General features: G+C 46.9%; 12 protein-coding genes and 1 pseudogene. 1 reads left to right on the forward strand and 12 read right to left on the reverse strand.

The genetic code is table 11. The annotated features are described in order from the left end of the window. Nucleotides 1-564 precede the first annotated feature (564 nt). Nucleotides 565-945 (reverse strand): sigma factor-like helix-turn-helix DNA-binding protein, encoded by a 381-nt coding sequence (locus U8U01_RS13090; RefSeq protein ID WP_322174955.1) that lies wholly within the window; start codon nt 943-945, stop codon nt 565-567. Nucleotides 946-1,391: 446 nt separating this feature from the next. Between U8U01_RS13090 and U8U01_RS13095 the strand changes: the two genes are divergently transcribed. Beyond that, nucleotides 1,392-1,739, forward strand: a complete 348-nt coding sequence (locus U8U01_RS13095) for a helix-turn-helix transcriptional regulator (protein ID WP_322174957.1) — start codon at nt 1,392-1,394, stop codon at nt 1,737-1,739. Here U8U01_RS13095 and U8U01_RS13100 read toward each other — a convergent pair. The 11 genes and pseudogenes from U8U01_RS13100 to U8U01_RS13150 form a co-directional block, all read right to left on the reverse strand. Next, on the reverse strand, nt 1,736-1,927 hold the full coding sequence (locus U8U01_RS13100) for a cysteine-rich KTR domain-containing protein (RefSeq protein WP_322174960.1): 192 nt from the start codon (nt 1,925-1,927) through the stop codon (nt 1,736-1,738). The genes U8U01_RS13095 and U8U01_RS13100 overlap by 4 nt on opposite strands. Before the next feature lie 176 nt (nt 1,928-2,103). Continuing rightward, nucleotides 2,104-2,706: a hypothetical protein gene (locus tag U8U01_RS13105; RefSeq protein ID WP_322174963.1), complete on the reverse strand. Its 603-nt coding sequence runs from the start codon at nt 2,704-2,706 to the stop codon at nt 2,104-2,106. Further along, nucleotides 2,651-4,069, reverse strand: a complete 1,419-nt coding sequence (locus U8U01_RS13110) for a hypothetical protein (RefSeq protein ID WP_322174966.1) — start codon at nt 4,067-4,069, stop codon at nt 2,651-2,653. The genes U8U01_RS13105 and U8U01_RS13110 overlap by 56 nt, the downstream gene beginning before the upstream one ends. Beyond that, nucleotides 4,066-4,815, reverse strand: coding sequence for an ATP-binding cassette domain-containing protein (locus tag U8U01_RS13115; protein WP_322174968.1), 750 nt, complete (start codon nt 4,813-4,815; stop codon nt 4,066-4,068). The genes U8U01_RS13110 and U8U01_RS13115 overlap by 4 nt, the downstream gene beginning before the upstream one ends. Nucleotides 4,816-4,888: 73 nt before the next feature. Next, on the reverse strand, nt 4,889-6,091 hold the full coding sequence (locus U8U01_RS13120) for a HAMP domain-containing sensor histidine kinase (RefSeq protein WP_322174971.1): 1,203 nt from the start codon (nt 6,089-6,091) through the stop codon (nt 4,889-4,891). Next, the gene (locus tag U8U01_RS13125) at nt 6,079-6,750 is read right to left on the reverse strand and encodes a response regulator transcription factor (protein WP_322174973.1); all 672 of its coding nucleotides are present in this window, start codon (nt 6,748-6,750) and stop codon (nt 6,079-6,081) included. The genes U8U01_RS13120 and U8U01_RS13125 overlap by 13 nt, the downstream gene beginning before the upstream one ends. 771 nt (nt 6,751-7,521) lie before the next feature. Next, nucleotides 7,522-8,602, reverse strand: a pseudogene (locus U8U01_RS13130) (IS91 family transposase). After that, on the reverse strand, nt 8,595-9,452 hold the full coding sequence (locus U8U01_RS13135) for a tyrosine-type recombinase/integrase (RefSeq protein ID WP_322174977.1): 858 nt from the start codon (nt 9,450-9,452) through the stop codon (nt 8,595-8,597). Before U8U01_RS13135 ends, U8U01_RS13130 begins: the two are co-directional and overlap by 8 nt. 164 nt (nt 9,453-9,616) lie before the next feature. Then, nucleotides 9,617-11,581, reverse strand: coding sequence for a UvrD-helicase domain-containing protein (locus U8U01_RS13140; protein ID WP_322174980.1), 1,965 nt, complete (start codon nt 11,579-11,581; stop codon nt 9,617-9,619). A gap of 3 nt (nt 11,582-11,584) precedes the next feature. Continuing rightward, on the reverse strand, nt 11,585-12,508 hold the full coding sequence (locus tag U8U01_RS13145; RefSeq protein ID WP_322174983.1) for a TOPRIM nucleotidyl transferase/hydrolase domain-containing protein: 924 nt from the start codon (nt 12,506-12,508) through the stop codon (nt 11,585-11,587). A gap of 15 nt (nt 12,509-12,523) precedes the next feature. Continuing rightward, nucleotides 12,524-13,579 carry an ATP-dependent nuclease gene (locus U8U01_RS13150; protein ID WP_322174986.1) on the reverse strand — a complete coding sequence of 352 codons (1,056 nt, stop codon included), beginning with the start codon at nt 13,577-13,579 and terminating at the stop codon, nt 12,524-12,526. Nucleotides 13,580-13,695: the final 116 nt, after the last annotated feature.

Below are 13,695 nucleotides of genomic sequence, written 5' to 3' on the forward strand. Positions count from 1 at the left end.
GACCACACTTGATCGCTTATGTCGTGTCTGTGATAGGAAGCATCCATCTTTTCCTCTCCTGTCTTTTTTGATGCTTCCATTCTATCACAATTCCTCTACCTTGTGTAGACACTATCTAACAAATTAAAATTTTATATAATGAAGTGGCCGTCCAAAAACGGATGGCCACGTTATCCTATCAATCGTTTTGCTCGTCCATATTTGTTCTTAACTTCCCTGGACAGGGAACGCACCTCCCGATTATGCCTTTAATCTCATTGGAATTTCACCACCTGCGGGATCTCCGCAAGGCGCCCTCCTTTGCTGCGACGGGTCACGCTCGGCTTTAGGACTGGACGCAAGTATCATTGTCCCTTCTGCTCGTCATCGCCGTTGATGGATGTGCGTTCCATCGTCTGAGCCTGGAGGCCAAACTAGTGGCGTCCGCTCATGTAGCTTGCCGCTCCTCACGGCGGCAGAAGGAAAGTAAAAGATGCGCTGAATATTCAATTTTCAAAGAGCAACGGAGGGCAGAAAAAAGCCCTCTCGCTTTCTATGCCGAAAAACGAAAGGGCTGACAACCAATTATTTCAAATTTTTGGCTTTCCGTAGCTTTGCCAGAATCTGAACCTTGCACCTGTGAATGGCGTTCTGAGACACATGAAAGCGCTCCGCGACAGCCCGTTCACTAAGCCGTTGACTGTAGATGAGATACAAAATTTTCTGCTCATCTTCAGACAACCTCTTGAACTCAAGCCGGAGATTGTCCAACATGATTTTCTTTTCTACGTCACCAGCCGTATCGGATGCCATGTCAACCAGAATATCCTCACCATTGAACTCATCCGTGGTGAGCATATCGTAGGAAAAATCGCCGTTCTTTGCAGAGCGCTCGTCCAGATATTTCTGTCGGCGTTTGTCCTTGTAGAACGCCTTATAGTCGTTCTCAGATACTTCCATCAACATACCGTGCAGGGGTATGAACCGTCTGCCTGCATAGCACTCTTTTTTCTGATTGAACTGCGCATAAGTGAGTTCCACATACACTCCATTTTCAAAAATGAACACTTTTCTTGGTGGGTATTTCACCGTTGATTCCTCCAATCAATCTTTTTGGGGTTTGCAAAACGATTGATTGGGGTGGGCTGCGGCAGCCTCTAGAAGAACAAAGGGGTATATCAAAAACGGCGTTCTTGCGGGAGATCAAGCCCGTAAGAACGCCGTTGGTGTACTGTGGTGCATATTCAGATGCGTGAAACCTTACAGCAAGGAGACGAAATGTACTTCAATAGCACAAATATGCAAGGGTGATTTTCCTTCCTTTGTAGTGAATTAAAATACACTATTAAGCGTATTTGCGAACATTCCATCTGAGCACAGTGTATTGTAAAATGCATATGAGGTGAATTTCAATGCCAGAGTATGCAAAATCATTGGGCGATGCAATCAGAGAGGCCCGCATCCGCAATGGCTTTACCCAGCGCGGGTTGGCTGAACAGCTTACCATGGATTCCCGCACAATTCTGAACATAGAAAACTATAACAGAAATCCAAAGATGACAATTCTCTATCCCTTAGTTCGAGAGTTGGGGATAGACCCATGGGACATCTTTTACCCCGAACTAAAGCAGGAAGAGTCAGCTTTCCGGCAGATGCAGATTTTACTGAAAGAGTGCAGCGATGACGAGATCGCCGCACTGATTCCAGTTGTTGAGGCTGCGCTCAACATTGTAAAGACCAAGCGGGGCAAAAAGGTCTAATCCACGTTATTGCCCGGTTCATCATTTACAACCATTTTAAGGTTGATTACGCCAATTCGGATACTTCTCTTGCATTTGGGGCAGTAGAGCGGGAAGTTCAGCAGAACTGTATCCGGGTCAACTTTGGTATGCGTTTTGGCCCTACAGATAGGGCAGTGAATCCAATGTTCTTCATTCTTCTTGTCCACATTAGTACCTCCTGCGGCGCTGGCTCTGTATCTGGTAACTGGCTCGGGCCGCATTGGAATAATTTGTCTGTGGCAGATGCACGACTTTTCATTTATCCGAGTAAGTTTAGGACGATGTCAGATTTTCCAGCCACAGGCATATTTCGTCAAAGGTTTCAGTGCATAAGCTGTAATGCCTATGCGGGCTTGCTAAAGAGGATAATTGCCACGCCGCTCCCCATCAACACCAGAGCCTGCTGGACGCCTATCCCATTTGAAACACAGTGAAAAGCCGCCCCCACGCTTTCAATTTGCAGCGCGCAGTACCAGCAAAAAGACACCAAAAAGCCGACCGCCGTGTTCCGCGATACAGCGCTTGCCAGAAGCCCGACAAATCCCAGCGTCATTGCCGCTACCAGCGTTCGGAGCGCATATGTGCAGACCGGGAACCTGCATCCGCTCATGCACATATATCCCTCGAAGGCGAAAATCAACGCAACCGCACCTATTAGCGAAAGCACCACCCGCAGTACGACAATCATTCGATACGGAAAGGGCCGCATGGCAATCATCGCATTCATACCGCTGTCTTGCTCCGGCCTTAGCAGCGGCACAAACACGGGAAGTCCCACCAGCGCCACTATTCGCTCCAAACATTCCGCAGACTTTGCACTGTCGAGGTTGGACGTTCCGTAGATCCATGGGATCATCAGCAGGAGCAGAACCGCCGGGAAAATGGTCTGTTTAATGTTCAGCCGTAAATTTGAACCTGTGATTATGAGTAGATTTCTTGCCTCCAAGCGTCAGCCCTCCTTTCCGTTTTCTGCTATAAACCAGGACAGCCAAGCCCACAAGTGCGAGGGCAATGACGGAAATTGTAATTCTATTCAGCGCCAGCATTTGGATATTCTCCATCACCCGCCCGTAGCCTCTCAGGGTATTGTGCCGGATAATGAGGTCACAGAGACCGTAATTCCCGCCTTCCAGCTTATCGATGGTTGGATTTCCGACCAGCCAGATTGTGCCGGATACCAAGATTCCCACATAGTTTTCAAGCAGCACTGTCACCAGTAGGCTCACTGCCATGACTAACATAACTGTGGGCAAAATCCATGCAAGAGTATATTTCACGAAGGCCAGCACATCGCCCTGAACACCGATACTGCCACAGTACCGCATGAGCACCACCAGGGATTTGACCGGCAGAATGAGGATAGGAAGCATAGTTATACAGACCGCGGCGGCGTAACGGGTGCATATCAGCTTTGCGCTGGAGATCGTCCTCGGGTAAATCAAGCCCCGCATATTCCGGCGCTTGTCCCGCAGCATCAGGTCGACGATGACAAAGGCGGGGAGGAATAGCACACTGATGGAAATGCTGTCGCAATAGTACCGGGCAAAGGCGCCGGTCACTTTGTCGCCCTCATAGAACTCTTTGTGCTGACGTTCGGAAATGGGCGCTTCCTCCATGTCGTTGCCAAAATAGTACAGCTTCAGCATGGGCCAGCTAAAATAGGAGCCAGGCCCAATCATTTTATTGACCTTCTCCATGATTTCCTTGAAGCGTTCAAAGGACACTTGTATCTCAAAGCCGTTTCCTGATTGTGTAGGCACTGCTTCATCACCGGGAACATATTGCCCTTCGTCCGCTCCTATTACAAACTGCCCATTCTCGTTCATGCTCCCCTCGCCCGGTTTGAAAACGAAAGCCCCGCCGCCAGAGATGGGGATATCGCCGGTATCGCTGGTGCTATCTGTTTCATCTGCTGTTTCGTCTGCCGTCCCATTTATGGCTTGTTCGCTGAGCCCGGTCAGCTCCATCAGGTACTGCAAAATTGCCGCCTGTTCCTCTGTGGACATGGTTTTCTCTTTCACATAGCCGAAGGGATAGTACAGATAGCTGTTATCCCGGTAATTGTACATCAGCAGCTTTGTGGCCTCTGTCATCATGTTCTGTTCCATCGCTTCATCGGGAGCGCCGCGCTCCGGGGCATAGCTGTCAGCGGTATAGAAAACTGAGCTGGGGTCGTTTACGCGCCGAAGCTCGCTCTCCACGGAAGGCTCATATTGAAAAATGCTGACTGCCATCAGCGCCAGGACAAGCACCCAATACAAAATGCTCCCCGCTATCTTTTTACACTCCATTCCAAACAGACGCATCATTTTTCCACCTCCTGCTCCAGCTGCCGGAGCATTTCCATGTAGCCTTCCTCCACCGTGGCTGTACGGTGGGTGGAGCCGCCTGCCGCCTTTTGCGCCAGAGCCTCTGCTTTCCCGGTAAACAGCAGCTTCCCGGCGTCCAGAACAGCCACCCGTTCACAGACCGTTTCGATGTCGCTGACGATATGGGTGGACACGATCACAACGCGGCTGCGGGAGAACTCCCGGAGCAGCTCGTAGAAGCGGAGCCGCTCCGGGGGGTCAAGGCCCACCGTGGGTTCGTCGGCGATCAGCACCTGGGGGTCATGGAGCAAAGCCCCCGCAATACCCAGCCGCCGCTTCATGCCCCCGGACAGCTTGCGCACCTTTTTGCCCTTGTCCTCCCAAAGATTTACCCGTTGTAGCAAATCAGGGATGCGCTGACGCTGTACCTCTGCCGGAAGATTGGACAGCGCGGCCAGATAGCGCATGATCTCCTGCACCGACATATCCGGGTACAGGGAAAACTCCTGGGGCAGGAAGCCAATGAGAGGACGGACTTTCCGGGTATCTTCCAGCAGGATATTGTCGAATGTGACTGTGCCGGAGGAGGGTTCCCCCAGGGTGGACAGAATGTGCAGCAGGGTGGTTTTCCCAGCGCCATTTCGCCCCAGCAGGCCGAACATACCGTTCCCAATGGTGAGGGAAATGTTGTCCAGAACTATCTTTTGCCCGTAGTTCTTTTTCAGGTCTTGGATTTTTATCTCCATAACAAAAACTCTCCTTTCAACGCTTTCAAGCGTTTTGATAAGGAGAGTTTAACAGGGAAAGGTCTACATTCCGTCACAATGGGAAGATTTCTTCCATTTTAAGTTTTACAGTTACTTTCGCTCCGCCTCCGGGCGCGTTGTCGAGAGAAATACTGCCGCCGTGCTTCTCCGCTAAAATCTTGCAGATTGTCAGGCCGATGCCGAAATGCTCCTTTTCTTTCTTTCCCTTGTAGAAGCAACCGAGTGCCTCGGCCCGGTCTTGCGCCGAAAAGCCTTTCCCATCATCCGTTACTGTGATTGTAAGAAAAGGCTGTGAATAAGAAAAGTCCAGGCTAATTTTTGACTTACAGTATCGCAGGGCATTAGACACAATATTTTCTACAATCCGAAACACAGCGGCGGGGGCGAGAGAAACCGTCTGCTCTGGCAAATCTGCGGAAAGATGTATGCTTGTCTGGTGCTGTTCGGACAGGATAGAAAGCTGGGTCTGCATTTCTTTCATCAAATCAGGCAGCGCAATTTCCTTGTAGTCCAGGCTCATATCCTCCAGGGCTTGTACCTCATGGACGGAATTTGCGTAATCCTCTAACCGGCTGGCGGCTTCATGGATATACCCGGCAATCTCCCGTGTTCCATCCTCGGTCAGCACATCTTTACCGATATTCTTGTCCAGATATTCACTATACCCTTTTATCACGGTGATGGGAGTGCGCAGGTCGTGGGAAATGCTGGCGTTGATTTTCTTGCGCTCCTCTACCATGGCCCACATCCGCCGGTTATTGTCCAGCAACTCCCGGCGCATTGTTTCAAAGGCGCCGCAGAGCTGGCCCAACTCGTCCTGCTTTTGATAACCTATTGAATAAGTCAAGTCGTTATCCGCAATGTGAACGATGCCCTGCTTGAGCGCGTCCAGCGGCTCTTTCAGCTTGATACGGTAGAACAGCGAGCTTGCGCAGGCAATCCCAGCAAATGAGAAAAGGACAGGCAGGAGAACCATCATGGCTTGCGCGGTATTGAATATCATCACTTCCTGTTCGGTAAACTCAGACACCTCACCGTTTTCCGGGCCGCCGCTGGCTTCCAAAGTGAATTTGCCGTTTCCCTCCGGCTGAACAACGGACGGCTGAAAAATGTAAGCGTGGGGGAGCAGGATCTGGTCGCGGACTTTGGAGCAGATTCGTACAGAGACGGTGGACAAAAGCATTACGACTACGCCCGTAATGACGACAATCAGACAGAAGGTTTTCTTGATGGAAAGGTCTTTCAGCTTACCCATTTATACCCGCACCCCCAAACCGTTTCAATATAGCTTTTGTCCGATACTTTTTCCAGTTTCACGCGTATCCTGCGGATGTGCTCTTTCAGGATGTCGCTGCTGCCTTCGGCGTCATAGCCCCAAAGCCGCTCGTATATCCTTTCCCGGTCAAAGACCTGTCCGGCGTTGAGGGATAGAAACTCGATAATGTCAAATTCCTTTTTTGAGAATGGGATGATCTGCTCGTTGCAGTAAACGCAGCGACCGGCGTAATCAATAAACAGGTCGCCGAATATCTTTGTATCGCTATGCCGTGTGCGGTTCTCCCTCCGGAGATGGGCCTCTACACGGGCCGTCAATTCGTCCAGGCTGAATGGTTTTGTAATGTAATCATCCCCACCGGCCCGCAGGCCGGTGATCTTGTCCTGCTCCGTGACGCGGGAGGTCAGGAAGATAATGGGGCAGTCGATGTGGCCCCGCACTTTTTTGCAAAATTCCAGGCCGTCAACCTCCGGCATATTGATGTCTAGCAGAATCAAATCGGGTGTGTGGGACAGCATTTGGGCGGCTTCTTCCGCGTCTGAGGCAGTATAGACAAGGTAGCCCTCGGTTTGAAAATGGAGCTTGACCAGATTGCAAATGGCGGGCTCGTCATCGACTAACAAGATTTTTGATGGCATATGTGGCTCCTCTCTGCTGTGTGTCATCGGAATTTCCGTTTATGCTACCATAGAAAAGTCTATATTTGGTCAATACTTATTTCATTATAGAGCGCGATGATAAGAATATCAAGGCTAGGGCTTGTTTGAAAATAGAGGAAATGACGGAATTTTGACCAGAAGCGGTCAGCTTCAAGAAGAAAACCGCAAGGAATACTTGCGTATTACGAGGATTTTCGACGCAGAAGATGGCTGCTTCTGGGTAAAAAGACGGCGTTTTCGATTTTTCAAACAAGCCCTAAGGATGTTAAAAATTTAATAGCGATAGCAGGACTTCTTTTCTATCTGTAGTAATCCCTTTTCTTATGGGTAGTTCACTAGACCTATCACAGTGACAGGTACCACCTTCCACCGAGAGGGCGCAATGGTTCCTTGGCGGCAAGTGTATTCTTCTGGCATTTTTCCAACTGAAAAAGCAAGCTGATTTCAGGTGTTAGGATTTGGCAACTAACTCTACCGCCTGTGTGTCAAGCCCAAGACAAAAAATTGCCAAATATCCGAAGCCCCCAAAAAAAGTAAGCCCCTCGCAGGCGTTGGGAGGGGTTTTGGATATTTGCTTTGAACAAACCTGCGGAGATAGAGGCAGGAGCTATGGAGAAAATAAAGACCTCATTTCCAGATACAGAAGTAGACAAAATGAAAAAAAGCCGTTATAATGTTGGAGAGGAAAGCAGGAAAAGATAAAAAAGCGCAAAGTTTCCCCCTCCCCAAAAGTGGCGGATTTTGAAAAGGTTAGTTTTTCACGAGACAGGGAGGTTCCCTGGCCAGACGGCCGATACCACAACAGGGGCAAAGGTCGAAATCGGGTCCGAATATCTCGCGCAAACGGTCAGCGGCCACGAACTTTTTGGGGACCTTTGAATGGGTCAAGCGCCTGCATAAGGATATCCTGCGTTTCTTGTCTCGAGCGGAGGTAAGGCCGTAATGGCGGATTTTGCGAAAGCCGCTGGGCAGGATGTGCATAAGGAAACGGCGGATGAACTCCATGGCGTCCAAGGTCATAGGTTTCGTTTGATTCTCATGGGCGTAATCCCGCCAGAGAAAAGTGACCTTGCCGTCCTTCAGGGACAAAATGCGGTTGTTGGAGATGGCAACGCGATGGGTATAACGTCCCAGATAAGCAACTACTTTTTCTGCGGAGCCAAAAGGCGGCTTGCAGTATACGACCCACTTTTTGCTGCGGCAAACGTCCAGGAGTTCCTGGTTTGTATCCGGAAATTTCTGTTTGAAAAGGGCCAGGAATTTGCCCCGGAATTTAGCGGAAAGCACCCGAACGGGCAGGAAGAATTTCTTTTTTGAATCTCTCCACTTGCCATTCGGGGTGAGTCCGCCGCCGGTAACGAGTATGTGGATATGTGGGTGAAACTGGAGGTTTTGTCCCCAGGTGTGCAGCACGGCGGTGACGCTGGGTTTTGCGCCCAGATACTTTTTGTCCGCGCACAGTTCCAGGACTGTCTCCGATGAGGCCCGGAACAGCAAGTCATACATGGAGCGCTGGTCGTGGAGGAAAGCCGGGTTCAACTGGAGAGGGACGGTGAAAACCACATGGAAATAGTGGATATCCAGCAGGTCTTCCCGCTGTCTTGCGAGCCACCGTTCTTTGGAGAAGGACTGGCACTTGGGGCAATGGCGGTTGCGGCAGGAATTGTAAGAGATTCTTTGGTAGCCGCAATGGCCGCAGATATCAACGTGAGCTCCCAGAGCCGCCGTGCGGCACAGGATGATGCTTCTGGCGGCTTTCCATTGCTCGGAAGAAAGCTTGCGCCGCGTAATCCTCAAAATGGGCGGCGAAGAGGTCTTGGATTTCAGCCATCTTTTCCCTCCATTTTGTCGGCAGGGCTTACGCTTCCTTTCGTGGTGTTGGAGAGATGCAGGTAAATCATGGTAGAGCTGATACAGTAATGGCCAAGAAGTTCTTTGATTTTGATCAGTTCTACGCCATCCTCCAGCAAATGAGTGGCAAACGCGTGACGAAGGGAATGGGGCGACACCTCCTTTGCAATCCCGGCCTTTTCCTTGCAGGTATCAAAAGCCAGAGCGATAGCGGCCCGGGTAAGATGGCCAATATTTCGGAACCCGGGGAACAGCCAGCCCTCCGGGCTGTTAGGGCGATACTCCTTCCAATAAGTACGAAGGGCGTCCAGCGTAGTCTGAGGCAGCAAAGCATGGCGGTCCCGGTTGTTTTTTCCGCCTTTTATGAAAATCCGCATCTCTTTTGAATCCATGTCCTTGACCCGCAACTTTTCGATTTCGCCGCAGCGGAGCCCGGAACCATAGGCAAGAAGGAGCAGGGCCCGGTGCTTGCTGTTGGTGCATACACGCAGCAGGGCGGAAGTCTCTTCCCGCGTCAAAACCCCCGGCAGCTTTTTGGGCACTTTCATGCGTGGCATTTGCAGGTAGTTCATCGTTCTGTTCAGCGAGATGGCAAAGAGGAAACGGATAGAGGCGCTGTACGAGTTTACGCTTGAGGGTTCCAGTTTCTTTTCCTCAATCAGGTAATGCAGAAACCTCCGCACATCGTTTTCGTCCAGTTCCTCCAAGGGCTTTTGGCAGAACGCAAAGAACTTCCTCACGTTCCGCGTATAGTTCCGGTAAGTGCTTTCCGATAGATTCCTGAACCTGATGTCCTCTCCCATTCGCTGAATAGCTTGCTCTTCTGTCATGTTAAAACATCCCCTTATTTTGGTTTCGCAGTTTTCCTGCTCTTCCATTTTAAGGGGATGTCTTATTTTTTTCTATACTTCTCTGTGTTTGTTTCTGCTCTTCCTCCTTGCCCCCGCGGTAGCGGGTTAGTTCAAAAATTTTTCTGCCTTTCAGAAATTCAATTCTATTCAGACAGACTATTAATTTTAAAACCCGCTTGGACAAGCAATTGTAACTCTGTTTCACTCAAGGGAGAAGACAGTGGATTTGGAATACCTAAGACAATCAGGTGACGGGCACGAGAGAACGAGATATATGCTAAGCGATTTCCTTCACTGATAGAATTATTATCAATGGCAAACCAGTCGCACCAGTGTGATCCGCTATCCTGATCACGGCTACGTCTATATGCGGACATAAATAAAACTGCATCTAAACTCATCCCTTTGCAGCTATGGATGGTTTCTATATCAAATGGAATTGATATATTGGGGGTACTCTCAAATGTTTCTAAGAGAATTGCCTTAGCAGCTCCAGATCGAATTTTACCCAAGTCTACTGCTTGCCCATGTAAAATTGAAATGCCTGTTGTTTCTGCAGCCAAATTATCTAGCACAGGTTTTAAGTTTGCTTTCCATTGTGACCATGTACAGCAGAAATCAAGGAGAATTTCTTTTGAGAGTAGTTGCTTTCGGACACCGCTAATTGTCGTTCTCCATTCTTGGCTATCCAGCTCATCCGGTTTACTCAATTGATCGAAACTGGAATGTACACTCGCGCTAAAATATGTCCTTTGTATTGCTCTAGCTAAGATTTTTATTGATGATTGGAAGCCGTTAACTGAATTGTCTGTGCAACAAAGATACAAAGAGCGGGCATATTCTTCTATTGTATTTATCGTCTGGCTAGAGGAAAACTTTCTTCCGAATAGTTTTTCACGCAAGGTATTATTTCTCACAATAACTCTACTATTTTCAAAGGACAATTGATTTGCATTTATAAGTGTCTCAAATTCTTTTATGACCTGCCCTTCCTGGTCTTGTTGATAAAGTAGAGCAATCAAAGGTGCGTCCAACTTTTTCTCTAACTTTCCAATAACAGAATTTTGCGGCTTCTTCAAAACGGCTAAGCTAGCATCAACTATGGGCTGACAGCTACGATAATTCTCAGATAGTCGCAGTTCTTTCATTCCTAACTGTTCAATAAATGATTTTGTTTCGCTGGGGTTAATATTTCTAAATTTATAAATTGACTGATCCAAATCCCCTATAAAATGTAGTTTTGTCCCATGGTTATGGAGTTCGTGTAGAATCTGGAGTTGAGAAAACGCTAAGTCCTGACATTCATCAACTATTATTAAAGGAAAACGTTGCGCAAGGCAAGTAGTAATATCCGAATGTTTTTGTAGTAGCTTGTAAGTTAAGTATTCAATATCCTCATAAGTTGCAAAACCGGACTTCCAAAATCTTTCCTTTAGCCCTATCAGTTCAGAAAGCCTCCAGGCATCAGTTCGCAGACACTCGTCCAAAATAGTCTGTCTGTCTCGATATGGCCCTACGTAAATAACAGATACCTCTGACTTTTCTGTAATATAGAATTCGTTGGCTTTAATGCACCCTAATTCTTTATACTGATATTTTGTTTGAAATGCGTGCAGGAAGTTGCTGGTGCAGTCTGTATCAATTACTCGAATACTGTTGTCTGAATCTGATTCATCATGATGACCAGATATCAATTCCAGAAACGGATTGGCAATATACCCATGCAGCCAGCTTGAAAATGTACCCAGAAAATGTGGGTATTCAACCTGATGCCCTAGATATGAACTCACCCGCGATCGCAACTCATTTTCCGCCGAGTTTGTAAAGGTTAGTATGGCAATGCCTGTATGACGGTTATTCCATCTGTTTATCTCATACGCAGCCTTTACCCCAACCACCTCAGTTTTTCCACTTCCAGGGCACGCATTAAGATATAAATCAGATATGGCATCCTCTAAAATATAAGCGATTTGTTGCTCACTCAAATGCTCAATACTGCAAAAACCGCACTTCAAACATTTGGAGGATAGCTTTCCTTTACACACTCCTATTTCAGCCGGCATTGAGTGACACCTGCATAACACTTCTAAGAGAGAGGTATGCTCCATTTGTTAATCCTCCAGGCCCAGTATAAACTGAATTGATTGAGCAATATAAAGCGGCACAATGAAAGTACTATCTATTTTCTCACATAATAGTTGGGCAAAAAGCCCTTTTCCTAGTTTATCTGCCTGATGCAAAATATCTAATGCCATTTGTGCATCATCAATTTCAGCCGGTTCACCATCTCGTTCCTTCTCCAATTCATCTAAGTAATGAACAAGAGTAGCTTTGATGGCACCATCTGTTGAAATCCACTCGACAAGTATTTCCAACATTATCCTTGCGTTATGATGGCTTTCAATAGCTAAATCATACTCAAATGTTTTTAAATTAGAGAAAACTCGGCAATTATCTGTCATATTCGCTAGTTGGGCAAGAAGATATAACTGAGGATTACTCCCCACGATTGGTTCCCGCTTCGTAGGCTTTTGCTCCCATCTAAACACAGTTCTTTTCCCTGTTTCTGCATCGGTATATGTTTCAACAAAACACGGTGGGTCATTATCTGTAAGTACTGCACAACGAACGGGAAGCGCTAAAGTTTTTGCACATTCATTATCTTCAAACCGCGATTTTTGCCTGAACACTTTTATACGATTCTCATAATCCTTTTTAAGTTCCCCTTCTTGTTGCTCGGGAATGCATATTGAGTATCCATTGTAAAGCTGGATAAAATACTGAAAATAAATTCCATTCATATTTATGACAGATACGCCTGCATCTTCAAGGGTCGAAATTTTTATGCTATGAGTAGTAGCGTATTGTTTCAAATAGGCTTCAGCCAACTTTGGAATTAATATCGTTTCAGCAATCCCCTCCACAAAAATATTCCCCTTGGAGAAAAACAGAGCAGATTTTGTAGCATCTAGCCATCTGTCCAAAAACGCCTTTGCAGTAGTATCAATTCCACAATCCTTAATTGGAATAATCAAAGCACCGTCTTTGGCTCAATGGACAGAGATAATTTGATCAATCGGAACAACTGATGCTAGTGTAGTTGAATGTGTTGTGATGATGACTTGAATATCATAATCCAAGGCTTGCTGGCTCAGGTATTTTAGAAGTTTGATTTGTAACTGGGGATGTAGATGGGCTTCTAATTCTTCAACAAGAAGAATCCTTGGTGTTGTATAGCGATCTTTCAGGCCCTCAAACTCTGCCAAGATGGTTGCAATATAAATGAGATTGTTGTAGCCCAAACTGTTCTCGGACAAACTTCTAAAGCTTTCGAGTTCTGTGCATCCAATGCTCTTAGAAAATAGGATCTGGAGAGATTCGACAATTCGTTCATAAGAAAGTTCATTAAATTGAATTCGTGTGCTTTGTCCAAATATCGTGCCGACAGCATTCTTTAAGCTCCTGTTTATCAATTCGTTCGCTCTTTTTATGTCTTCTTTATCGGCAGCAGTCTGATTAAATTGAAATACATCGTTTTCTAATGGCATTTTTTCGTGATTCTTTCTCCGCTGGGCTAATTCATCCGCAGACAGATTGGTGATGAATCTTGATAGTCTGGAACCTCGACCGGATCTTAAACTGCGTTCAGCATCCCGAAGGGCTGGGAGATATACACACTGAATATCATCCAATGGCTCCCAATCAAAAATGCTATTGCAAGAATTGCCTCCCCACCTTTTAGGCTTAAACATCCTCCTTGAATCCACATTATACTGATACTCCACATTTAATTTGGCATTAAATCGGGGTGTTAGCCATGTTAGGTATTCAATTTTCTGTGCGTCGTTTAAGTCAGCAAAAATTCCCGAAATAGAGAGTGGCAATGTCGGTAAAGTGCTTACTCCATATTCTTGATAGAAATCTTCTTCGCGGAGCCCTCTGTGAAAAAACTCAGATTCATTTAGCAAAATCCGAATAGCGTCAATTACACTACTTTTTCCGCATCCATTTTCTCCAACAAACAAGTTTAAACCACGATGCAATTTGATTGTCGTTGCATCTTTAAACAAGCGAAATCCTTCTACCTGCAACCCGGATAAAAACATGAGCCCTCTCCTTATTTTGAAAAACTACTCACAGTCTAATTGATCTTCTATTTTACCACAATTTTCCCGTTTTCGTCTACTACCAATTTTTCTACACAACCCACAATTCCACTGGG

This window comes from Acutalibacter caecimuris, assembly GCF_034335085.1.
GTDB classification, from domain to species: domain Bacteria; phylum Bacillota; class Clostridia; order Oscillospirales; family Acutalibacteraceae; genus Acutalibacter; species Acutalibacter caecimuris.

What these genes read in the sequence shown, in the direction of transcription:
- U8U01_RS13090 (WP_322174955.1), bottom strand. Translation starts at nt 945, where the DNA reads ATGTTGATGGAAGTATCTGAGAACGACTATAAGGCGTTCTACAAGGAC.
- U8U01_RS13095 (WP_322174957.1), top strand. Translation starts at nt 1,392, where the DNA reads ATGCCAGAGTATGCAAAATCATTGGGCGATGCAATCAGAGAGGCCCGC.
- U8U01_RS13110 (WP_322174966.1), bottom strand. Translation starts at nt 4,069, where the DNA reads ATGATGCGTCTGTTTGGAATGGAGTGTAAAAAGATAGCGGGGAGCATT.
- U8U01_RS13115 (WP_322174968.1), bottom strand. Translation starts at nt 4,815, where the DNA reads ATGGAGATAAAAATCCAAGACCTGAAAAAGAACTACGGGCAAAAGATA.
- U8U01_RS13120 (WP_322174971.1), bottom strand. Translation starts at nt 6,091, where the DNA reads ATGGGTAAGCTGAAAGACCTTTCCATCAAGAAAACCTTCTGTCTGATT.
- U8U01_RS13125 (WP_322174973.1), bottom strand. Translation starts at nt 6,750, where the DNA reads ATGCCATCAAAAATCTTGTTAGTCGATGACGAGCCCGCCATTTGCAAT.
- U8U01_RS13135 (WP_322174977.1), bottom strand. Translation starts at nt 9,452, where the DNA reads ATGACAGAAGAGCAAGCTATTCAGCGAATGGGAGAGGACATCAGGTTC.
- U8U01_RS13140 (WP_322174980.1), bottom strand. Translation starts at nt 11,581, where the DNA reads ATGGAGCATACCTCTCTCTTAGAAGTGTTATGCAGGTGTCACTCAATG.
- U8U01_RS13150 (WP_322174986.1), bottom strand. Translation starts at nt 13,579, where the DNA reads ATGTTTTTATCCGGGTTGCAGGTAGAAGGATTTCGCTTGTTTAAAGAT.